General features: G+C 57.3%; 18 protein-coding genes. 9 read left to right on the top strand and 9 right to left on the bottom strand.

Going from position 1 to position 19,869, the window contains the following annotated elements:
• Positions 1–39: 39 nt before the first annotated feature.
• Both KYE_RS17930 and KYE_RS17925 read left to right on the top strand, forming a co-directional pair.
• The gene (locus KYE_RS17930) at positions 40–2,250 is read left to right on the top strand and encodes an acetyl-CoA hydrolase/transferase C-terminal domain-containing protein (RefSeq protein ID WP_008176281.1); all 2,211 of its coding nucleotides are present in this window, start codon (positions 40–42) and stop codon (positions 2,248–2,250) included.
• Positions 2,250–2,720 carry an FKBP-type peptidyl-prolyl cis-trans isomerase gene (locus KYE_RS17925; RefSeq protein WP_008176279.1) on the top strand — a complete coding sequence of 157 codons (471 nt, stop codon included), beginning with the start codon at positions 2,250–2,252 and terminating at the stop codon, positions 2,718–2,720. Before KYE_RS17930 ends, KYE_RS17925 begins: the two co-directional genes overlap by 1 nt.
• On the opposite strand, the gene KYE_RS17920 is transcribed toward KYE_RS17925, so the two are convergent.
• Together KYE_RS17920 and KYE_RS17915 are read right to left on the bottom strand one after the other, a co-directional pair.
• A complete protein-coding gene (locus KYE_RS17920) occupies positions 2,638–3,498 on the bottom strand; it encodes a lysophospholipid acyltransferase family protein (protein WP_039882135.1) in 861 nt (286 codons plus the stop codon). The two genes, KYE_RS17925 and KYE_RS17920, sit on opposite strands and share 83 nt — an antisense overlap.
• 17 nt (positions 3,499–3,515) lie before the next feature.
• Complete coding sequence (locus KYE_RS17915; RefSeq protein ID WP_008176274.1) at positions 3,516–4,277, bottom strand: GNAT family N-acetyltransferase; 762 nt, start codon at positions 4,275–4,277, stop codon at positions 3,516–3,518.
• Positions 4,278–4,522: 245 nt separating this feature from the next.
• Between KYE_RS17915 and KYE_RS17910 the strand changes: the two genes are divergently transcribed.
• The 3 genes from KYE_RS17910 to glpK all read left to right on the top strand — a co-directional run bounded on the left by KYE_RS17910 (position 4,523) and on the right by glpK (position 8,641).
• Entirely contained in the window at positions 4,523–5,260 is a 738-nt protein-coding gene (locus KYE_RS17910) for a response regulator (RefSeq protein ID WP_014576254.1), read from the top strand.
• A gap of 22 nt (positions 5,261–5,282) precedes the next feature.
• Positions 5,283–6,902, top strand: coding sequence for an ATP-binding protein (locus KYE_RS17905; RefSeq protein ID WP_008176270.1), 1,620 nt, complete (start codon positions 5,283–5,285; stop codon positions 6,900–6,902).
• Positions 6,903–7,159: 257 nt separating this feature from the next.
• Complete coding sequence (gene glpK / locus KYE_RS17900) at positions 7,160–8,641, top strand: glycerol kinase GlpK (protein WP_008176268.1); 1,482 nt, start codon at positions 7,160–7,162, stop codon at positions 8,639–8,641.
• 9 nt (positions 8,642–8,650) lie between these two features.
• On the opposite strand, the gene KYE_RS17895 is transcribed toward glpK, so the two are convergent.
• Positions 8,651–9,724 carry an ABC transporter ATP-binding protein gene (locus KYE_RS17895; protein WP_008176266.1) on the bottom strand — a complete coding sequence of 358 codons (1,074 nt, stop codon included), beginning with the start codon at positions 9,722–9,724 and terminating at the stop codon, positions 8,651–8,653.
• A 4-nt stretch (positions 9,725–9,728) separates the two neighbouring features.
• Positions 9,729–10,643 (bottom strand): ornithine carbamoyltransferase, encoded by a 915-nt coding sequence (gene argF, locus KYE_RS17890; RefSeq protein WP_008176263.1) that lies wholly within the window; start codon positions 10,641–10,643, stop codon positions 9,729–9,731.
• Positions 10,644–10,881: 238 nt separating this feature from the next.
• Here argF and grxD point away from each other — a divergent pair, with 238 nt between their 5' ends.
• Complete coding sequence (gene grxD / locus KYE_RS17885; protein ID WP_008176261.1) at positions 10,882–11,208, top strand: Grx4 family monothiol glutaredoxin; 327 nt, start codon at positions 10,882–10,884, stop codon at positions 11,206–11,208.
• Between the two features lie 10 nt (positions 11,209–11,218).
• On the opposite strand, the gene KYE_RS17880 is transcribed toward grxD, so the two are convergent.
• From KYE_RS17880 to KYE_RS17860, 5 genes are all read right to left on the bottom strand, one after another.
• On the bottom strand, positions 11,219–11,971 hold the full coding sequence (locus KYE_RS17880) for an energy transducer TonB (protein WP_008176259.1): 753 nt from the start codon (positions 11,969–11,971) through the stop codon (positions 11,219–11,221).
• Positions 11,972–11,976: 5 nt separating this feature from the next.
• Positions 11,977–14,202, bottom strand: coding sequence for a DUF1631 domain-containing protein (locus tag KYE_RS17875; RefSeq protein ID WP_008176256.1), 2,226 nt, complete (start codon positions 14,200–14,202; stop codon positions 11,977–11,979).
• 195 nt (positions 14,203–14,397) lie between these two features.
• Positions 14,398–15,000, bottom strand: a complete 603-nt coding sequence (locus KYE_RS17870; RefSeq protein ID WP_008176254.1) for a Yip1 family protein — start codon at positions 14,998–15,000, stop codon at positions 14,398–14,400.
• 157 nt (positions 15,001–15,157) lie between these two features.
• Positions 15,158–16,444 (bottom strand): HlyC/CorC family transporter, encoded by a 1,287-nt coding sequence (locus tag KYE_RS17865; protein ID WP_008176252.1) that lies wholly within the window; start codon positions 16,442–16,444, stop codon positions 15,158–15,160.
• 85 nt (positions 16,445–16,529) lie between these two features.
• Positions 16,530–17,336: an inner membrane protein YpjD gene (locus KYE_RS17860; RefSeq protein ID WP_008176250.1), complete on the bottom strand. Its 807-nt coding sequence runs from the start codon at positions 17,334–17,336 to the stop codon at positions 16,530–16,532.
• Between the two features lie 182 nt (positions 17,337–17,518).
• On the opposite strand from KYE_RS17860, the gene ffh reads away from it, so the two are divergent.
• The 3 genes from ffh to rimM all read left to right on the top strand — a co-directional run bounded on the left by ffh (position 17,519) and on the right by rimM (position 19,868).
• Entirely contained in the window at positions 17,519–18,910 is a 1,392-nt protein-coding gene (gene ffh, locus KYE_RS17855) for a signal recognition particle protein (protein WP_008176248.1), read from the top strand.
• A 163-nt stretch (positions 18,911–19,073) separates the two neighbouring features.
• Positions 19,074–19,313 (top strand): 30S ribosomal protein S16, encoded by a 240-nt coding sequence (gene rpsP, locus KYE_RS17850; RefSeq protein ID WP_008176245.1) that lies wholly within the window; start codon positions 19,074–19,076, stop codon positions 19,311–19,313.
• 27 nt (positions 19,314–19,340) lie between these two features.
• The gene (rimM, locus tag KYE_RS17845) at positions 19,341–19,868 is read left to right on the top strand and encodes a ribosome maturation factor RimM (RefSeq protein WP_008176242.1); all 528 of its coding nucleotides are present in this window, start codon (positions 19,341–19,343) and stop codon (positions 19,866–19,868) included.
• Position 19,869 lies beyond the last annotated feature (1 nt).

The raw sequence follows: 19,869 nt of genomic DNA, 5'->3' as shown, positions 1-19,869 counted from the left end.
CTCCGTTAACATGCTGATTAGCCAATAAGGAGCTTGGTAATGGCGGGTGATAGAGGGCAGTTATCAAATGATGTGAACGCCTGTGTTGACGAGGTGATTCGCCGGGTTGGCAAGGAGATTACTCTCGGTTTGCCGCTCGGGCTCGGAAAACCGGTTCGCTTTGTTAATGCGCTATACCAGCGGGCGAAAGACGATCCGGAAATCAGCCTGCACATTGTTACGGCACTGTCGCTGCTGGCGCCAAAGGGCGGCTCCTCGCTGGAAAAGCGTTTCATGGGGCCTTTTGTTGAGCGCCTCTATGGCCGGATTCCTGAACTGGCCTATGCCAAGGATGTATCGGCAAACCGTCTTCCTGAGAATGTTCAGGTCTCGGAGTTTTTCTTCAAAGCCGGCAGTTATCTGAACAATCGTTCCCAGCAGCGGCATTACGTGTGTACCAACTATACTCATGCCGTTCGCGATCTGATGGCGGTGGGTGTCAATGTCGTCGCCCAGATGGTGTCGCCGGGCGAGGCCCATGGGCAGCCCGGCCAGGTCAGTCTGAGCTGCAACCCGGATCTGACGCTGGACCTGATTCCCCTGCTCCGTGAGCGCGAGGCGGCTGGCACGCCGGTGGCGCTGGTGGCCGAGATGAACCAGAACCTTCCCTGGTTTGGCCATCATGCGGCGATTGAAGCAGACCGGTTCGATGTCTTGCTTGATCAGCCTTCGGGAGACTATCCGCTGTTCTCAGCGCCCCAGATGTCGGTCAGCCCGGAAGACCACCTGATCGGATTCTACGCCAGTACCCTCCTGAAGGACGGCGGTACGCTCCAGGTTGGCATCGGCTCACTGGGCGCGGCCCTGGTCCACAGTGCCATTCTCAGACACAGTCACAATAAGGCCTGGCGGCAGGTGTTTGACCATCTCCAGGTTGATCAGCATTTCCCCGTCGTTCGCGAGGACGGTGGCACCGGCCCCTTCGAGGAGGGGCTTTATGGCTGTAGTGAAATGATGGTGGATGGTTTCCTGTACCTGATGCAGGAAGGCATCCTTACCCGCGAGGTATACGATCACGCCGGTCTGCAGACATTGATCAATCGCGGTGATATTCCCAGCGAAGTGTCTCTCGCAACCCTCGATGTCCTGCGGCGCGAAAAGCTTATTGATAGCCCGTTGCGGGCAAAGGATGTTCATTGGCTGGTCCAGCACGGCATCTTTAAAGAAGCTGTCGAGTTCAAGGGCGGCCGGTTACGTATTGGTGATCAGTCGGTCGAGGGTGATCTGGACAATCCGGAGGCCCGGCAGGCCATCCAAACCCTCATCCTCGGGGAACGGCTGACTGGCGGTATCGCCATGCACGGCGGTTTTTACGTTGGTCCCGAGCAGTTTTACCAGTACCTCAGGGAAATGACCGACGAGCAGCGTGCAAAAATCTGCATGACCAGCGTGAACTTCATCAACCACCTGTATGACCACCGGTTCGGAGACCAGAAGCTGAAAGCGGCGCAGCGCGTTCATGGCCGGTTCATCAATTCGGCTATGATGTACACCCTCAACGGTGCTGGCGTATCGGATGGTCTTGAAGATGGTCGTGTGGTCAGTGGCGTCGGTGGCCAGTACAACTTCGTTGCCATGGCTCACGAGCTGCCGGGCGCACGTTCGATCCTGTCGCTGCGCAGCACCCGGTCATCCCAGGGCAAGGTACTGTCCAATATCGTGTTCAATTATGGTCATTGCACCATACCCCGCCATCTGCGGGACATAGTCATTACCGAGTACGGGATTGCCGATCTGAGAGGGCAGTCCGACGAGCAGGTTTTCCTGAGGCTGATCCGCATTGCCGACTCCCGGTTCCAGCAGGAGCTTCTGAAAAAAGCCCAGAAGGCGGGCAAGGTGGATCCTGCGTTCAAGCTGCCTGCCGACTGGTGTAACAATACCCCGCAAGCCATCCGTCGTGCCGTTGCGGCTGCGGGAGATGCCAGCCTGTTCCCTCCGTTCCCGTTTGGCAGGGACTTTACCGATGAGGAGCTGACGTTGGGGAAAGCCCTTAAGGGGCTCAAGGCCGCAACGGCCACTCGCCGTGGTAAACTGTCCACTCTGTTACAGGCCCTCCGGGCCCGGGATGACGAAGGCCGTTACGGGTCCCTGCTTGAGCGCATGGGCCTGAGCAACCCTTCAGGATTGCGGGACAAGCTGGATCAGCGACTGGTAATTCATGGCCTGCAACAGCTCGAAACACCATCGGATACAGGAAACTCGAAAACCTGATGACAGCTTCACAAGCAAGACCCGACGTTTTTACCGTTCACTACGTACTGAAAAACAAGATCGGCGAGCTGGTTGATACTTCCGAAGGCAGTGAGCCCCTGCACTTTGTCTACGGCAGCCCCGAGATTATTGAAGGGATTCAGCAGGCGGTAAAAGACCGCAATGTTGGGGATTGCCTGGAGGTAACGGTGCCGCCGGCCATGGCGTATGGCGAACACAAGCCGGAGCTGGTGCGCAAGGTGCCGCGCTCACTGTTTGAAGGTATCGAGAACCTGCAGATTGGCATGAAATTCCAGACCAACACCGGCGATGAAGCTCAGATCGTGCAGGTTGTCGGGATCGACGGCAATCTGGTGAAGGTGGATGCCAATCACCCGCTGGCGGGCTTTACCCTGTACTTTGATCTGGAGATCGTGGGCCGCCGTGAAGCGACGGAAGATGAGGTAGCCCAGGGTCGTCCCCTGTTCTGAAGAGATCTGTTACCGGCTCGTCGTATTCGCCGCTGTATATCCGCGTCAGGCCGTCGAGAACGGTTTCTCGCAGGCGGACGGCCAACTCACCGGTTGGGGCCTGATCCGACGGGTACACCGGTGCATGGAAGACAACGTCGACCCGGGCAGAGGGCTGTTTGAGCATTCGCAGCAGATGGCTGTGGAACTCATCGTCTCCAATGAAAGGAGCCAGATGGTCTGGTCGCCCGTCTCGGCGATAGGCGATGGTGACGGGCTGGATTGGTGTCTTGCTTTCCGGTGCGGCGTTGAGCAGCAGGCCATGGAACGGCAATACCGTCAGACCTGCGCTGGTGGTTCCTTCCGGGTAGACCAGGACATTCTCTTCAGCCTGCAAGTTCTCAATAATCTGGTCCCGAACGCGGCGGGCCTGACCGCCTCCCCGCCGGATGAAAAGCGTGCCGGCCTGTCGTGCCAGCCAGCCTATGACCGGCCATTGGCCAACCTCGGCTTTCGACAGGAACCGGATCGGTGCCAGGCTCCCCAGAATCGGAATATCTGACCAACTGATGTGGTTGCTGACGAACAGAACGGTATCGTCTGAGGGTGAGCCATGCTGGTGTATACGCAGTCCCAGGCACCGGCAGGCCCACCGGAAACAGAATCTGGCCCAGGGTGTCCGATCGATGGCTTTGCGGGTAACCACTTCACTGACCCTCAAACCGGCGGCCAGCATCGTGGTGGCTGCCAGAAAAGCCATAAAGGCAGTGATCCGAACGCAGAGTCTCAGCCAGCTCATCTCACAGACTCCCGTCTTCAGGATGCCGAGCGCATGAAGTGCCGGCTGTAGCGGCCGGCCAGTTTGCTGACCTCCAGCACAACCAACAGGTCGGCACAGCGAAAATCCGGATCCCAGCAGGGCTCACCGCAGACACGGGCACCAAGACGCATGTAGGCTCGGATCAGCGCAGGAACGTCCACCGGTCGATCGCTGTCCCGGGTGTGGGTCAGATGCGGCATCGCGCGAAGTGGCTTTACCAGAAAGGCCGGATCGGCCAGATACTCGGTCTGGAGGTGGCGGGCGATGCGCCAGGCTTTCAGGCCACCGTCAGACATGCCGATGCTCGCGCAGCCAATCATGTAGTCAACACCGCGCTCAACCAGATATTCGGCCACTGCCGACCAGAGCAGGCTGATGGTCGCGCCATTGCGATAATCCGGGTGAACACAAGTGCGCCCCAGCTCGGCGATGGTGCCAGGGAGTCTCTCCAGGGCGCTCAGGTCGAACTCCCCGGCCGAATAAAAGCCGCCAACATCTTTGGTGTCTTTCTGGTGCAGGATGCGTGTGGTCGCTACCAGTTCGCCCGAATCCAGGTCGGTAACGATCAGGTGGTCACACACTGCATCGAACTCGTCAGCGTCGATGCCGGGCGTCTGTGCGCCCAGGTCGCTGCCGTATTCCTCCGAAAATACCCGGTAACGCAGCCGCTGGGCCGCTTCGACCTGTCTGGGGCATCGGGTCATGTCGGTTTTCAGGCGACGGGCGCTGCGGCGGGCTTTCGCGGTTTGTGTGGTCATGGCGTCGTCTCTTTTGTTTCCATTTCCCGACAAGCCTATGAAGCCGGTATGACACATCGGTGACCACCAGGTGACGTGTCTGTGACATCGGGGCCGATTGGCGGTTACGGGAGCTCTGTCACAGGGTGTAACGAAGCAGCGGTTCCATGTATATTTCTGAATAGCATGTATAATTGCTGTTACAGCAGGTTGCCTGTATCGTCAGGTACACAGAATGACCTGAAACCGGAATAACAAAACCAGAGATGGATGGCGTGGAACAGACAAACGAAAGTTGGCGAATTCTGATTGTCGAGGACGACGAGCGGTTGGCGGAGTTAACCCGCGAATACCTTGAAAGCAACGGGTTGACCGTCTCCCTGGAAACTCATGGTGGGGCCGCGGTAGAGCGGATCCGTAACGAGCAGCCGGATCTGGTGGTTCTGGATCTTATGTTACCTGGCGAGGATGGGCTTTCCATTTGCCGACGGGTGCGCCCCTTCTTTTCCGGTCCGATCATCATGTTGACTGCCCGAACCGACGATCTGGACCAGGTCCTGGGTCTGGAAATGGGTGCCGATGACTATATTGGCAAACCGGTCAAACCCCGGGTGCTGCTGGCACGGATTCGCGCCATGCTGCGTCGGGTGACCGAAACCGGCTCGGGGTCGGCGGACGAGGCAGGGGGCGAAGAACCGGTGCGCCTCCAGTTCAATGATCTGGTTGTCGACCGCTCCATGCGGGAGGCCTGGCTGAGTGAAGAAAGCATTGATCTGACCAGCGCCGAATTTGATTTGCTCTGGTTGCTCGCCAGCAACGCGGGCCGCGTGCTTAGCCGGGAAGAAATCTTCACCGCCTTGCGTGGTATTGAATACGATGGTCAGGATCGATCCATTGATGTTCGCGTTTCCCGGATTCGACCCAAGATTGGCGATGACCCCATCCATCCGCGACGCATCAAGACCGTTCGTAGTAAAGGCTACCTGTTCGTAAAGGAAGCCTGACGATTCAGTCTCTGGAGCCGGTGTGCCATTCGCCCGCATACCGGTGTTCCATGCCAGGGTTGGTACCATGCCCCTGAAGTTCTTCCTCAAGCTTTATGCCCGCCTTACCGGCCTGACCGCGCTGGTTGTTTTTTTATGTGTCCTGCTGTTCACCGGGATCAACTCGGTGCGCTCCCAATTCTGGCATGAACGCTTCCCCGAGCCACTGATGCGCTGGCTGGCTGCGGCCCCGGCACCATTACAGCAATACCACTGGCTGAGTTCGACGGTTGATCTTCGCATGGGGGCTGCTTCCCGTTTCAACCTGTCACCGGTGGCTCTGGAGCGACTTGGCTACGGCCAGGTGGTTGGCATCGACAGTGACGTAGGGTATCGGGTTCTGGTAACCGGACTGAGCGGAGAAATCCTGCAGCTGCGTCTGAACGAGCCCTACCGGGATGTGTCAGAAACCATTGGGTTGATTTTCCGGTGGCATCTTGATTCAGCCTCTGCGGATGACCGTCTCAATGTTGCCTCGCAAATGGCCCGTTCTCTCAATGTCGAAGTGCAGACCCTGGACGACGCCGACCTGCTGCCGGACTCTGACGTTCTGGACCAGGTCGCCGAGCGGGGCCTTGCCTTCTACACCGACGAATCAGACGGTTGCGGACGGGTGATCGTTCAGCTATCCGACGGTGAGTTGTACCGGATTGACATGCCCGCGGGGTTTGATCCCTGGGCCTGGCCGGTTGTCCTGCTGCTGGTCCTGGTGCTTGGCGGGGTTTTGGCCGTTGCCGTTTTCCTCGCGCTCCGGGAAGTGGACAGTAATCTCAGAACCGTTGAGTCGGTAGCGGTTCGAATCGCACGTGGAGAAATGAGCGCCCGGGTCCAGGCGGGCGAGGGAACGCTGGTAACCCGCCTGGCCTCGTCATTCAACGGTATGGCCGAACACATACAGCGCCTGGTGCAGGTGCAGCGGGAAATGATTCACGCGGTTTCGCACGAATTGCGCACTCCCGTGGCCCGTATCCGCTTTGGCGTCCAGATGATCGAGGACTGCCAGGACGAGTCTGCCCTGCAAAGGCAACTGGACGGTATTGATGGCGATATCCAGGAACTGGACGAGCTGATTGATGAGATCCTGACCTATGCGCGGCTGGAGCAGGGCGGCCCGGTTTTCTCGCTGCAGGAAACCTCGGTAACCGACATTGTCCGCCAGGTGGTCTCTGAGCAGCAGATGGTCCGGCCCGAGCTGAGTATCGAAGGCAACATTGATGAGGTCTCGGAACGTTGGGCGCTGTCGGATATTGAGCCTCGCTACCTGCATCGGGCGATCCAGAATCTGGTAGGCAACGCAGGACGCTACGCGGCTGGCAAGGTGCTGGTCAGCTGTCATTTCGATGAGGACAACTGTCGCGTTGACGTTGAAGACGATGGCCCCGGCATTCCAGAGGAAGACTGGGAGAAAGTGTTTACTGCGTTTGCCCGACTGGACGACAGCCGTACCCGAACCTCCGGCGGCTACGGCCTGGGTTTGTCTATTGTTCGCCGGATTCTCTACTGGCACGGAGGGCACGCCTTCGTCAGCAGGAGCGACACGCTTGGCGGTGCAAAATTCAGCCTGGTCTGGCCCAGAAAAAAACCGGTGGACTCCATTGTGTGAGCCAGACCCCATCGCCTCACCTGATGTAACAAAGCAGCTACACAAGCACTACTGAAGTTTTTGGCGGGCCGGTCAATACTGCAAAGCGTAAGGGATGACTTTTGAGGTTGTAGTTCTTACGAACTTTCCTTGTTTCATTCGTCATTTGAGGGCCGGTTTTCCGGCCCTTTTTTTATGCCTGCTCCCAAATTCCATATCGGTCACCCTTTCCCGTCTGCTCTGCTGTTAGAATTCCGGGAAACAAAAGGAGGCCGTCCATGACCCGTTATCTGCTTGCCATCGACCAGGGCACAACCAGTTCCCGTGCTATTGTTTTTGATCAAACGGGCAACAGCGTTGCAACCGATCAGCAGGAATTTCACCAGTATTTCCCGAAAGATGGCTGGGTGGAGCACGATGCTCGGGAAATCTGGGACAGCACTCTGGCGGTGTGTCGCGGCGCGCTCGACAAAGCGGGTATCGACGCCTCGGAGCTGGCGGGTATTGGTATCACCAATCAGCGGGAAACCACGGTGATTTGGGACCGGGCAACCGGCGAGCCGATCTACCACGCTATTGTCTGGCAGGACCGTCGAACCGCGTCCTGGTGTACCAAGCTGAAATCAGACGGCCATGAGGACACGGTTGTTGAACGAACCGGGCTGCTAATTGATCCCTACTTTTCGGCCACCAAGATAGCCTGGATTCTCGATAACGTGGAGGGCGCCCGCGCCCGGGCCGAATCCGGTGCACTGGCTTTTGGAACGGTGGACAGTTGGCTGCTCTGGAACCTGACGAACGGAAAATCCCACTGCACCGATGCCACCAATGCCTCGAGAACGGCTCTTTTCAATATTCACAAGCAGGACTGGGACGACGATCTTCTGGCCCTGTTTCGCGTGCCGCGGGCCTTGCTGCCGGAAGTACTCGATAGCGCCGCAGACTATGGCACCGCCGAAGTACAGTGGTTGGGCGCGCCAGTTATGATTGCCGGCATTGCAGGGGATCAGCACGCGGCTCTCGTGGGGCAGGCCTGCTTTTACCCGGGCATGGCCAAGAGCACTTACGGCACCGGCTGTTTTCTCATGCTCAATACGGGCGATAAGGCCGTTCGGTCCGAAAATCGGTTGCTGACCACCATGGCCTATCGGCTAAACGGCAAGCCCTGTTACGCGGTAGAAGGAAGTATTTTTGTTGCCGGTGCTGCCATGCAGTGGTTGAGGGACGGGCTCAAGCTGATTGCCCACGCCAATGAATCTTCCGCCCATGCGGAGGCGGTCGGAGTCGACAATCCGGTTTACCTGGTTCCGGCGTTTACCGGCCTGGGAGCCCCTCATTGGGATCCTCATGCTCGCGGCGCCATCATGGGCCTGACGCGGGATACGGGCATTGGCGAGATCGTTACCGCCGGCCTGCAGTCGGTCTGCTATCAGACCAAGGACCTGGTGCGGGCGATCCAGAACGACGGCGCCCGACTTGAATCGCTGCGCGTGGATGGCGGTATGGTGGTGAACGACTGGGTGATGAAGTTCCTGGCCGACATACTGAATGTCACCGTTGACCGGCCCCGGGTTACAGAGACAACCGCTCTCGGAGCTGCCTACCTTGCGGGACTACAGACAGGTATTTTTGACAACCTTGAGCAGATCTCCGCGCTCTGGGAATGCGAGCGGCAGTTCCATCCGGAAATGCGCCCGGCTTTGCGAGAATCTCTCTACGCTGGCTGGCTGGATGCTGTCGAGCGCGTCTGCAACAACTGAATCTCTCAATCAGCTGGTGCGTTCGAAGGCAATCAGGTGATCCGCCTCGACACGCACCGGCACATGCTCACCCAGGTTGAAATCCAGGTGACTGCGGAACAGGGCTTCGAACTCTGTGTCTTCGGAACACCGGAAACGGTAGAGCGTGGAAGTGCCGGCAAAGGTTTTCTCAACCACCTTGGGCTGCAGATCCGAGTCGGGGTCATGAACGATGTCATCGGGCCGGATCAGAACGTCTACCAGGGTGCCGGGTTCCCATTTGTAGGCCCGGTTGCCGTGGATCACGCCGAGCTCGGATTCAATAGTATCCGGCCCCAGGGCGGTGCCGGGGACGAATCCGCCCTGACCCACGAAGCTGGCAACGAAACGATTTGCCGGTTCATGGTAGAGGTTGTAGGGCACGTCCCACTGCTGGATCCTGCCGTCCCGCAACACAGCGACCTGATCGCACATGGCGAAGGCTTCCTGCTGGTCGTGGGTAACCAGAATGGCGCTGATGCCGAGCGTCTTCAGGATTTCGCGAACATCCAGGCTCAGCCGACGGCGCAGATCCGCGTCCAGATTGGAAAACGGCTCATCCAGCAAAATCAGCGTGGGCTCGGGTGCCAGGGCGCGGGCCAGGGCAACGCGCTGCTGCTGGCCGCCAGACAGTTCATGGGGATAGTTGTCGGCCAGATCCTGCAGATGCACGACATTCAGTAGTTCCATGACCTTCTGCCGTTTCTCTGCCTTGTTCAGATTCCGCAGACCGAACCCCACGTTGTCAGCGATAGTCAGGTGCGGAAACAGGGCGTAATCCTGGAACACCATGCCGATCCGACGCTTTTCCGGGGGCAGGGTGCGTCCGGGCAGGCTGATGGCCTGGGACTGCAGCGAAATCTCGCCACCACTCAGTGGAAGAAAACCGGCGAGGGCGCGCAGTATGGTACTTTTGCCGCAGCCGCTCGGGCCAAGCAGGCAGCCGATGTCGCCATGGCTCAGGGCAAAGCTGACATCCTTGACCACAGAATCCCCGCCGTAGCCGCAGGACAGGTTATTGACCTCGAGCAGCCAGTCTGCCGGAGATTGTGCGGTTGTGCTCATGGAATCAGTCCAGCCGGTTCAGGATGAGAAATTCGAGCAGTGCCTTCTGGGCGTGCAGGCGGTTCTCGGCCTCGTCCCAGACCACGGAGGCAGGATGCTCCATCATGTCCGCCGATATTTCCTCACCACGGTGAGCCGGGAGGCAATGCATGAACAGCACATCCTTATCGGCCACAGAGAGCAGCCCGGGATTGATCTGATAGCCACTGAACGCCCTTTCACGGGCTTTCTGCTCGTCTTCCTGGCCCATGGAAGCCCAGACGTCGGTCACCAGGAGCTGGGCGTTTCGGGCCGCCTCGGCCGGCTCCCGGAACACCTTGACCCGGTCTTCGTGGCCCTTGAGCATTGATTCTGCCGGCTCGTAGCCCTCAGGACAGGCGATGTTCAGGTTGAAATCGAACTGTGCGGCGGCATTGATGTAGGAGTGGCACATGTTGTTGCCATCGCCGATCCAGGCAACGGTAGCGCCGCGAATACTGCCGCGGTGTTCCCGGAATGTTTGCATATCGGCCAGCAATTGGCATGGGTGAAAGTCATCGGTCAGCGCATTGATCACCGGCACCCGTGATGCAGCCGCGAAGCGCTCCACGGTTTCATGGGCAAAGGTGCGGATCATCACCGCATCAACCATGCTGGAGATAACGATAGCCGAGTCTTCTATCGGCTCGCCCCGGCCAAGCTGGGTATCCCGTGGCGACAGGAACATTGCGGAGCCGCCGAGCTGGGTCATGCCGGCTTCAAAAGAAACCCGGGTTCGCGTTGATGATTTTTCGAAGATCATCGCAAGGACACGGTTCTTGAGGGAGTCCCGAACCTTCCCTTGCCGCCACTCGTTGCGCAATGCTGTGGCATGATCAACCAGGCTTTCCAGCTCGTTGGTTGTCATGTCATTCAATGTCAGAAAATGTCGTGCCGCCATGCAATGGCCCTTATCTCACCGAACCCCGCTGCTGGCGGGATTGCCTGAACGTTGGCTGAAAAAATGGGGCATCAAGTCTAGCCCTTCGGAGCAGGTATGACAACGCTGTGGCCGGGCTGGAACTGCCGGTGTTGCTCGAGGTCAAATCAAGGTGTTTGGTGAGGTGTTCGGCACCCGTGTACAATAGCGTCAAGAAAATTGCCGTGTGGCAAGACTGTTCCAACAGAGGTGAATGTTCATGGATATCAATGAAACCATTAAGAGCCAGCTTGAAGAGAATCCGATCATCCTGTACATGAAGGGCAGCCCACAGGCACCCCAGTGTGGCTTCTCGGCCAAAACCGTACAGGCGGTAATGGCCTGCGGCGAACGCTTTGCCTTCGTCAATATTCTGGATAACCAGGAGCTTCGTGAAGCCCTGAAGGTTTACTCCAGCTGGCCCACGTATCCCCAGCTGTACATCAATGGTGAGCTCGTTGGCGGATGTGACATTGTTCTCGAAATGTCCGAGAGCGGTGAGCTGGCCAAACTTGTCAAAGAGGCGGCGAAGCAGGCAGAAGCCTGATCACTGCAGCTCAGAGCCGTTTCGGGGTGAACAACAGTTCCACCTCGAAGCGGTTCGCGCTCCCGCTATCCTTCGGTGGCTGAGGGTAGGGGCTAGCCGCCAGCGCAGCCCGATATGCAGCTTCATCGATTGGCTTGATTCCTGTTGATTTCAGAACCCTTGCCCGGGTCAGGGCGCCATTTCCAAGCAACTGCAGTTCGACTTCCATAGCGACCGTGTCAGTGAGGCTCCTCATGGCCGGCACTCTCAGTTCTTCAAGTTGATGGGCCAGATGGACGGCCAGTTTGACCACATAGGGGTCGAGCTCGCCCGGTGACTCCGTAACCCTCGTAATGCTCTCCTCCGTTTTTTCAGGGAGCTGTTCGGGTTCTTCTCCGGCAGCAGAGCTGGCGCTTGACTGTGCGGCTTCGCTCCGGGGGACGCTGGTATTTGTTGCCTTTGTCGGGGCGGGGGTTTGCGGCTCGCGGGATGTCACAACCTCCGGTTTGGAGAGGGGTTCCGGCTCAGGAGGATCAATCTCAAACGGCGTTACCCGTGGTGCATCCCGACGAGGACTGAGGTCAGCTGACGGGTCGGCAACCGTTCTAAGAGTGCCCGGGGCTACCAGCTCAAACCTTACACTCTCCCTGTGCGTGACCGTTGGTTCTTCCTTGGGCGAGGAGATGCCTGAAAGCAGGAGCGTGTGTAGGAAAAGAGCCAGAGACAAGGCAAGCCCAAGCCGGTAGGCAGCCGGCAGGGCATTGGGACTGCTTTTTTCAGGCATTGGCGTCAGGCGGTCTTGCTCCGGAGGGTGCCGACAACCGCATCCAGGGCCCGATCAATCAATGCGCCCTGCTCAAGCAGGGTCAGCCGGCCACGGCGCATTTCATGGGCCAGTTCAACCCGGGTTTTCTCAATCACTTTCAGCCCCATCCGGTTCACAAAGACAAAGCAATCTGCTTCATCAATGATGGCGGACAGCTTGCAGCGGAAGTTTGCACCATTGACCAGTCGAAACTCGACCCAGTTACCAATCTCGATACCGTCAATCTGGGCAACATATTCCGAGATTGCAGCGTCTTCCAGTTCCTGCTGGCGCTCAACGGCCGTCTGGTGAACGGTCGCGATTTCCTCTTCCGCCGGCTCTTCAGGAGAATCCTGTAGTGCTTCGATGGCAGCATTGGTCCGGAATGCCTCTGCCAGCTGATGCTTGAGCTGGCCCATCATTTCATCGAGTCTCGATGAGTTATAGGAGACCTCTTCAAGTCCTGACCGCAGTGATTTCAGCAGGCCAGGCACGACCCGCACCCACTGGTCTCTTTCGTCATCTTCCTGATGGGGGTGAAGACACCAGATCAGATCATCGACGACCTTCACCGTGGCATTCCACCGATGCTCCACGTCATCCCTGAGATAGGCAAGAAACATCACGCGGCTCCAGCCATTCATCAGGATGTCATGGATGGACTCCGGCAGTTTGTAACGGGACACCTTCTGTTTAAGAAGATTGTCGACGGTTTGTTGAGCCGTCTGGGACTTGATCCGACCCCGCTCGGATTCACGGGTTCTCTGCTCAACCAGAGACGCCTTTCGGTTCTCCCGTTCAAGGAACTGTTCGAATTCCTGATTGAGGGTTTCAAAAAGCGAAACATCACCGTCAAATTCGTTGAGAATCCTTTGCACAATGTTGTGAATCTGTCCGTAGAGTTTGTCCTTGGTTTTCTCGTCGCTGCTACTCCAGCCAATGCCTGCTCTCGCCAGGGAGTTCAGGAGACGTCTGGCCGGGTGCGTAGCCTGGCTGAAGAAACTCTTGTCCCGGATAACCACTTTCAGGATCGGAATCTGCAGCCTGCTTATCAACACCTGAACCGGAGCTGACAGGTTGTAGTCGTCAAGAATGAATTCAAACAGCATGGAAACCAGGTTAATGAGGTCTTCATCGACCTCGTTAAGCGCCGGTTTTCGACCATCCCCGGTATCGGTCTGGGAAAGGAGCTGTTGTACCAGCTGACGGAGATCAACGCTGACAGGTTCGCCGGCGCTCAGGTTGCCCTGGTCCTGCCGGGGGGCTGAAAGCGGCAATGAATTGAGAAGGCTTGCCAGCTCGGAGTCACCCACGACCCGGACATTCGGGTCCGAGGCACGGGGAGGTATGCCCGCATTGGCCCGTTGCAGCGCCAGCATCTGTCGGATCTGTTCGAAAACCGCGCTGCTGCTGGCGGCCTGGCCGGCCCGTTCTGCCGCGGAAGCGTCCGGCGCGCTTTCCTGTTTTGGCGCCTCTGCCGACTGGGGACTGGAGGCCTCATGCTGCTGACCGGATTTGCCGTGATAACGGAAGTTCGGAATGATCCCGGCCTGGATCAGTATGCGGTTGGCTTCGTCCAGCAGCATGCCGAGGTTGGACACAACATAGCGGTCAAACTGCTTGAGCAGGATCAGGCGCTCACGGATCTGGATCTCAAGGGCCTGTATTGCCTCTGTGAACGCACTGCAAAGGTGTTCCGGTGCCATCGGATTGACCGGTGATTCGTCGGTGGCTTCCGGGTACACCTGACTGAAACGGGTCTGGAGTTGCAGCAGTGGGCCCTGAAAGTGCGCCTTTGCCTTGGTGATCATGGCGTTGAGGGCAACCTGCTCCTCAAGGTCGTCATTGCCGACCAGGGCAAGAGTGTCGGCGCTGGCCTGCTTGCTCAGCTGTTCTTCCTGAAGCGGTCCGGTGTGAGGGGGGGTGGCAAAATATTGGGCAACGGTGTTCTGGAAATGCCGCTCGACACCCTTACGCTTGATGCGAATTTCACGCATCGCCTCGAAGTACCGGTTCTGTTCGTTGTTGCTGCGGGCATTATTGGCCAGCTCGAACAGCGAATCGTCGACGGCGTCGAAGGCGCCCTGCAGCAAATCACCGAGCCCGGCGACAACCGTGTCCCGGATGCGGGTGACCTCCGCAGGAACCGGTCTGTTACTTCCGGCTTCCCTGTGTTCGCGGAGGTAATGTATGCCGGACTGCTTGTTCATGGCAGACTCCTGTTTACGCCTCAACCGGATACATGACCGAGCTTGAAATCCTTGGATTCTCGTTATTGGTTAAATTTACCGCATTTTGCCCAAAGTTAACATGACCAAACGCTAACGTGGGAGCAAATTCAAAAAAACACGGGGTGCCCAACAGGCACCCTCGTGCAGATTACTGACTTGCAAGATAATTTGCGGTCAGTTCACGTAAACCGGGCCTATGCCCATGCTCCAGATAACAACACTGATGGCGAGCAGGGCAACGAACATAACCAGGCCAACCGTCAGGACTGCAGAAGCGAACATGAACCCCTTGTCCGCCGGGATCCTCATCAGAATCGGTAGCCCTTCGTAAAGCAGGTAGACCGCGTAGGCAACCGCCACCAGGCCTGCCAGCATATTCACCCATATGTTCGGATACGCGGCGATTACGCCAATCAGGAAAATCGGGGTTGCCGTGTACGCCGCCAGAGCAACGCCTCTGGGCGTCCGTTCTACCGCATCATACGTTGCGGCGAAAAAATCAATGAACTTGCCGAGTATAAAAATGCCGGCAAGCATGGCCGCGTAGAAAAGTGTGGAAAGCTGGAGTGCGCTCGTTACCGACAGCTTGGTGATCTGGCCATCACCAATTTGCCAGCCTACCTGGGTTGTTCCGATGAAGCCGGCAACCGCAGGGATCAATGCCAGCAGCAGAATGTGGCCGGCGTACAGTCTTGTGACAGTCTCGGATTCATTGCGGATCGCCTCCCACTCCTGGTCGGGATGGGCGAGCAGGCCAAACGTGTGTGTCAGACTCATGGACGTATTCCTTGTGATTGTTTTTGTATCGCACGCTCCTTCAGTGTTGGTGGGGGATCACCGGGGGTCAAGCTGGCGGTTAAATTTTGATCTTTCAAGAACGGGAGACGCTATAACCGAAGGGTCTATAGCGCCATAGGGAGGAGGTGTCCGGGTTTTACTGTTTCAGTGACAGAGAACGTTTTTTGCGTTTTTTCGGGTGCACAATGGCTGCTTTCACGACATTGTCCTTGATCTGCAGCACTTCTACCCGATGGCCGTCCACTTTCAGGCAGACGTTGGTGTCGGGGATGTTCTCCAGGGTTTCGGTAATCAGGCCGTTAAGGGTTTTAGGGCCATCGGTAGGGAGCTTCCAGCCCAGGGTCTTGTTGATGGTTCGAACGGCGGAAGTGCCATCAATAATGAACGTGCCGTTGTCCTGCGGAATGATGTCCGGGCTGGTGGCGGCATAGTCCGTCGTAAAGTCGCCGACGATCTCTTCAAGTATGTCTTCCAGTGTCGCGAGGCCAAGAACGTCGCCGTATTCATCGACAACAACGCCGAACCGTCGACGACCTTTCTGGAAGTTGATCAGTTGGGTGTTCAGGGGCGTGCTTTCCGGAATGAAATAGGGTTCCTGGCAAAGCTGCATGATCATGGCCTTGTTGATTTCCTCCTGTTGCAGCAGTTTGGAAGCGCTGCGCAGGTGCAGTATGCCCTGAATGTTATTGATGTCGCCCTTGAAGACCGGAAGCCGGGTATGCTGGCTGCTGCGCAGTTGGCGCAGAATGGTGTCGGTGTCGTCTTCCAGGTCGATACCCACTACCTCGTTTCTCGGCACCATGATGTCATTCACGGTCACTTTTTCCAGGTCCAGAATGCTGACCAGCATGTCCTTGTGCTTGGCGGGTATCAGGGCGCCTGCCTCATTCACCAGTGTTCGCAGTTCTTCCCGGCTGAGGTGGTCGTTGGCAGCGTCTGCGGCGGAAACGCCCAGCAGTTTCAGTATGCCTCCGGTGAACAGGTTCACCGCCCAGACAATCGGATACAGGATTTTCAGCAGCGGACCGAGTATGTAACTGGCCGGGAAGGCAATTTTCTCGGGAAATAGTGCTGCAAGGGTTTTCGGAGTGACTTCTGCGAAGATCAGGATCACGATGGTCAGCAGGATGGTGGCAATCGCGATGCCGGCATCGCCCCAGACCCGAATCGCGATAACCGTGGCGATCGAAGAGGCGAAGATGTTCACGAAGTTGTTGCCGATCAGGATGACGCCGATCAGCTGGTCGGTTCGTTGCAGCAGGCCCTGGGCGCGCTTGGCACCTTTATGGCCGGTTTTGGCCATATGTTTGAGACGATATCGGTTGAGCGACATCATCCCCGTCTCGGAGCTCGAGAAGAAACCGGAAAGGAGGATCAGTCCAACCAGGAGAATAAACAGCGCGGTGAGCGATGTTTCGTTCAAAAGAGGTGTCCTTATATTGCTGACAAGTAGCGAAAATAGGGTTTCGGCGAGCGTTGTGTCAAGAGAATAACCGGTGCTTCCGGTGTCAGCCGCCGCGCTGGAAGATCAGTTCCAGCACAAACTTGCTGCCGTAGAAGGCCAGCATCAGGAGTGCGCAGCCAGCGAGGGTCCAACGGCTGGCGGTGATGCCCCTCCAGCCTTTGGTGTAACGACCAATCAGGAGCGCCACAAACACAAGCAGGGACAGGATCGAGAACAGGGTCTTGTGGGCGAGATTCTGGGCAAAGAGATCCTCTATAAAGAGGGCGCCGGTCACAATGGCCAGAATCAGCATGACGACGCCAGCCCAGACCATCTCGAACAGCAGCGACTCCATGGTTTGAAGAGGTGGCAGGTTACGAACCAGCAGGCTGTTGTAATTGTGCTTCAGTTGGCGATTCTGGAAGTAAAGTAGAACCGCCTGGATGGCCGCCAGAGTAAAGAGGCTGTAGGCTGTCACCGAAAGCGCAATATGGGAGAGCATGCCGTAGCTTTGCTCGGACACCAGTCTCGAGGGTCCATGGGTAACCAGGGCGAGAATAATGGTGAGGCCGGCCAGCGGGTACACGCCGAGAAACAGGCTTTGCACCGGCTTTTTAAGGTTGAGTCCCAATAGAAGGAAGACGATCAGCCAGGAAATAAGCACGGAGCTTTTGAAAAAACTGAAATCGAAGCCGCCGTCGTGGTGGACTGTCTGGCCAATGAGAAGTCCGTGGCTGGTCAGGGCGAGAACGCCAATCAGGGTAGTAATGGCAATGTTGCTTTGAACCCGGCCTCTGAAATGCAGGGCCTGCAGCGCGGTACCGACGCTGTAAAGAAAAAGAGAGGTGACCGCGAGAATCAGCGTTCCCATGACTTCCTTATTAACCACTGTTCTGACTGGGGATCGGCGCTGGTTTGCGCCGATTTGACCGGGCTGGTCGTTTCAGGGCGATAGTCTGGTTATAATGTCGCGATTATGCAACTGGAATCAAGGAGTCGTCGCCGGCTCTGCCGATTCACGCACTCAATTTATCCGGGGTACGGAAGAGCAACATGTTTGAGAACCTCCAAGACCGACTTTCCGGCAGTCTGCGCAAGATTTCCGGCCAGGCGCGCCTCACTGATGACAATATAAAGGACACCCTGCGGGAAGTGCGCATGGCGCTGCTGGAGGCGGATGTCGCCCTGCCGGTGGTGAAGGACTTTGTTGAGGGCGTCCGCAAGCGTGCCATTGGCCAGGAGGTGCAGCGCAGTCTGACGCCGGGCCAGGTCTTTGTGAAAGTTGTCCAGCAGGAGCTGGAACGCGTCATGGGCGAGGGTAATGAATCCCTCAATCTGAACGTCCAGCCGCCGGCCGTAGTCATGATGGCGGGTCTGCAGGGTGCAGGTAAGACGACCACGGTCGCCAAACTCTCGCGCTTCCTTAAAGAGCGGCAGAAAAAATCCGTCCTGGTGGTCAGCGCCGACGTCTACCGTCCGGCGGCGATTCGCCAGTTGGAAACCCTCGCTGGCGAAGTGGGTGTCGAGTTCTTCCCGAGCAGTGCCGATCAGGACCCGGTTGATATTGCCGAGGGTGCCATTGCCGCGGCCAGGAAGAAGCACATTGATGTGGTAATTCTTGATACCGCCGGCCGACTCCACGTCGACGAACAGATGATGGGAGAGATTGGTCGGCTGCATAAAGCGGTCAACCCGGTTGAAACCCTGTTCGTGGTCGATGCCATGACGGGCCAGGATGCCGCCAACACCGCCAAGGCGTTCAACGATGCCCTGCCGCTGACCGGCGTGGTGCTGACCAAAACCGATGGCGATGCCCGTGGCGGTGCCGCCTTGTCTGTTCGTCACATTACCGGTAAGCCGATCAAGTTCCTGGGTGTTGGTGAAAAGTCTGATGCGCTGGAGCCGTTCTATCCGGACCGGGTTGCCTCCCGGATCCTGGGTATGGGCGATGTGCTCTCGCTGATTGAAGAGGCAGAGCGCAAGCTTGATCAGAAGAAGGCCCAGAAGCTCACCAAGAAAATCAAAAAGGGCAAAAGCTTCGATCTGGAGGATTTTCGGGATCAGCTTCAGCAGATGAAGAACATGGGTGGCATCGGTGGCCTGCTCGACAAGTTGCCCGGCATGGGGCAGATGGCCCAGGTGGCGCAGCAACAGGTCAACGACAAGTCCATGGGGCAGATGGAGGCGATCATTTGCTCCATGACGCCAAAAGAGCGGCGTTACCCGGATGTGATCAACAATTCCCGCAAGCGCCGTATCGCCACGGGGTCTGGAACCCAGATCCAGGACGTCAATCGTCTGCTGAAACAGCACAAGCAAATGCAGAAGATGATGAAAAAGTTTGGCAAGAAAGGCGGTATGGCGAATATGATGCGCGGCATGGGCGGCATGATGCCCCCTGGCGGCGGTGGGGGAGGCGGAATGCCCCCGTTTGGCCGTATGTAAAAAGCCTTACATGGAAAACGGGGAAACAACTGGTTTTGCTGTTTTCTTTGGCGCTTTTTTAGCATAGAATAGCGCCCCTTTCGAGTATGGGTCTTCGCGTCAGCTGGTATTCAGCAGGCGTGAATCGTACAAAGTTCGTTCAACAGAACAGGATATTGGTTAAATGGTAATTATCCGTTTGGCTCGTGGCGGCTCCAAGAAGCGCCCGTTCTACCATCTGACAGTCACCGACAGCCGCAAATCCCGCGACGGTCGTTTTATTGAGCGTGTAGGTTTCTTCAACCCGGTAGCCCGTGGTCAGGAAGAGAGTCTTCGCGTTGATCGTGATCGTGTCAATTTCTGGCTCGGTCAGGGCGCGCAGACCAGCGAGCGCGTTGCACAGCTGCTGAAGGCTGCTGGGTAAGACAGTACTGACACCGGGGTTTATGGCATGACACAGAATTCGCAGGAAACTGTGATCGGCCGGATTACCTCGGTGTTTGGGGTCAAAGGATGGCTTAAAGTCTTTTCCTACACAGACCCCAAGGAAGGAATACTGAACTATCCCGATTGGACTCTCGATCTGGATGGCAAGCGTATTCCGGCCAAGCTTGAGGAAGGTCGCCGCCAGGGGCAGGGGATCGTCGTCAGGCTGAAAGGTATTAACGACCGTGATCTGGCCCGCACGTATTGTGGTGCCGAAGTCAGGGTTTCCACTGCTGAATTGCCGCCGCTTCCCGATGGGGAGTACTACTGGTTTCAGTTGGAAGGTCTTGACGTGTTCACGGTGGATGATGAGTGCCTTGGTAAAGTGCACCATCTGATGGAAACCGGATCCAACGATGTTCTGGTGGTGCAGGCAACAGCAGGCTCCATTGATCAACGTGAGCGTCTGATCCCCTATCTGCCGGGCGAAGTGGTGCAGAGTGTTGATCTCGCCGCAAAGCAAATGGTGGTGGACTGGGATCCGGAGTTCTGAC

Origin of the sequence: Marinobacter manganoxydans MnI7-9 (genome assembly GCF_000235625.1) — a bacterium.
GTDB lineage: Bacteria > Pseudomonadota > Gammaproteobacteria > Pseudomonadales > Oleiphilaceae > Marinobacter > Marinobacter manganoxydans.
The sequence above is the reverse complement of the archived record's forward strand: the minus strand, read 5'-3'. Positions and strand labels throughout refer to the sequence as shown.

What these genes read in the sequence shown, in the direction of transcription:
- ffh (WP_008176248.1), top strand. Translation starts at nt 17,519, where the DNA reads ATGTTTGAGAACCTCCAAGACCGACTTTCCGGCAGTCTGCGCAAGATT.
- argF (WP_008176263.1), bottom strand. Translation starts at nt 10,643, where the DNA reads ATGGCGGCACGACATTTTCTGACATTGAATGACATGACAACCAACGAG.
- KYE_RS17920 (WP_039882135.1), bottom strand. Translation starts at nt 3,498, where the DNA reads ATGAGCTGGCTGAGACTCTGCGTTCGGATCACTGCCTTTATGGCTTTT.
- KYE_RS17875 (WP_008176256.1), bottom strand. Translation starts at nt 14,202, where the DNA reads ATGAACAAGCAGTCCGGCATACATTACCTCCGCGAACACAGGGAAGCC.
- KYE_RS17915 (WP_008176274.1), bottom strand. Translation starts at nt 4,277, where the DNA reads ATGACCACACAAACCGCGAAAGCCCGCCGCAGCGCCCGTCGCCTGAAA.
- grxD (WP_008176261.1), top strand. Translation starts at nt 10,882, where the DNA reads ATGGATATCAATGAAACCATTAAGAGCCAGCTTGAAGAGAATCCGATC.
- rpsP (WP_008176245.1), top strand. Translation starts at nt 19,074, where the DNA reads ATGGTAATTATCCGTTTGGCTCGTGGCGGCTCCAAGAAGCGCCCGTTC.
- glpK (WP_008176268.1), top strand. Translation starts at nt 7,160, where the DNA reads ATGACCCGTTATCTGCTTGCCATCGACCAGGGCACAACCAGTTCCCGT.
- KYE_RS17860 (WP_008176250.1), bottom strand. Translation starts at nt 17,336, where the DNA reads ATGGGAACGCTGATTCTCGCGGTCACCTCTCTTTTTCTTTACAGCGTC.
- rimM (WP_008176242.1), top strand. Translation starts at nt 19,341, where the DNA reads ATGACACAGAATTCGCAGGAAACTGTGATCGGCCGGATTACCTCGGTG.
- KYE_RS17910 (WP_014576254.1), top strand. Translation starts at nt 4,523, where the DNA reads ATGGATGGCGTGGAACAGACAAACGAAAGTTGGCGAATTCTGATTGTC.
- KYE_RS17930 (WP_008176281.1), top strand. Translation starts at nt 40, where the DNA reads ATGGCGGGTGATAGAGGGCAGTTATCAAATGATGTGAACGCCTGTGTT.
- KYE_RS17880 (WP_008176259.1), bottom strand. Translation starts at nt 11,971, where the DNA reads ATGCCTGAAAAAAGCAGTCCCAATGCCCTGCCGGCTGCCTACCGGCTT.
- KYE_RS17925 (WP_008176279.1), top strand. Translation starts at nt 2,250, where the DNA reads ATGACAGCTTCACAAGCAAGACCCGACGTTTTTACCGTTCACTACGTA.
- KYE_RS17895 (WP_008176266.1), bottom strand. Translation starts at nt 9,724, where the DNA reads ATGAGCACAACCGCACAATCTCCGGCAGACTGGCTGCTCGAGGTCAAT.
- KYE_RS17870 (WP_008176254.1), bottom strand. Translation starts at nt 15,000, where the DNA reads ATGAGTCTGACACACACGTTTGGCCTGCTCGCCCATCCCGACCAGGAG.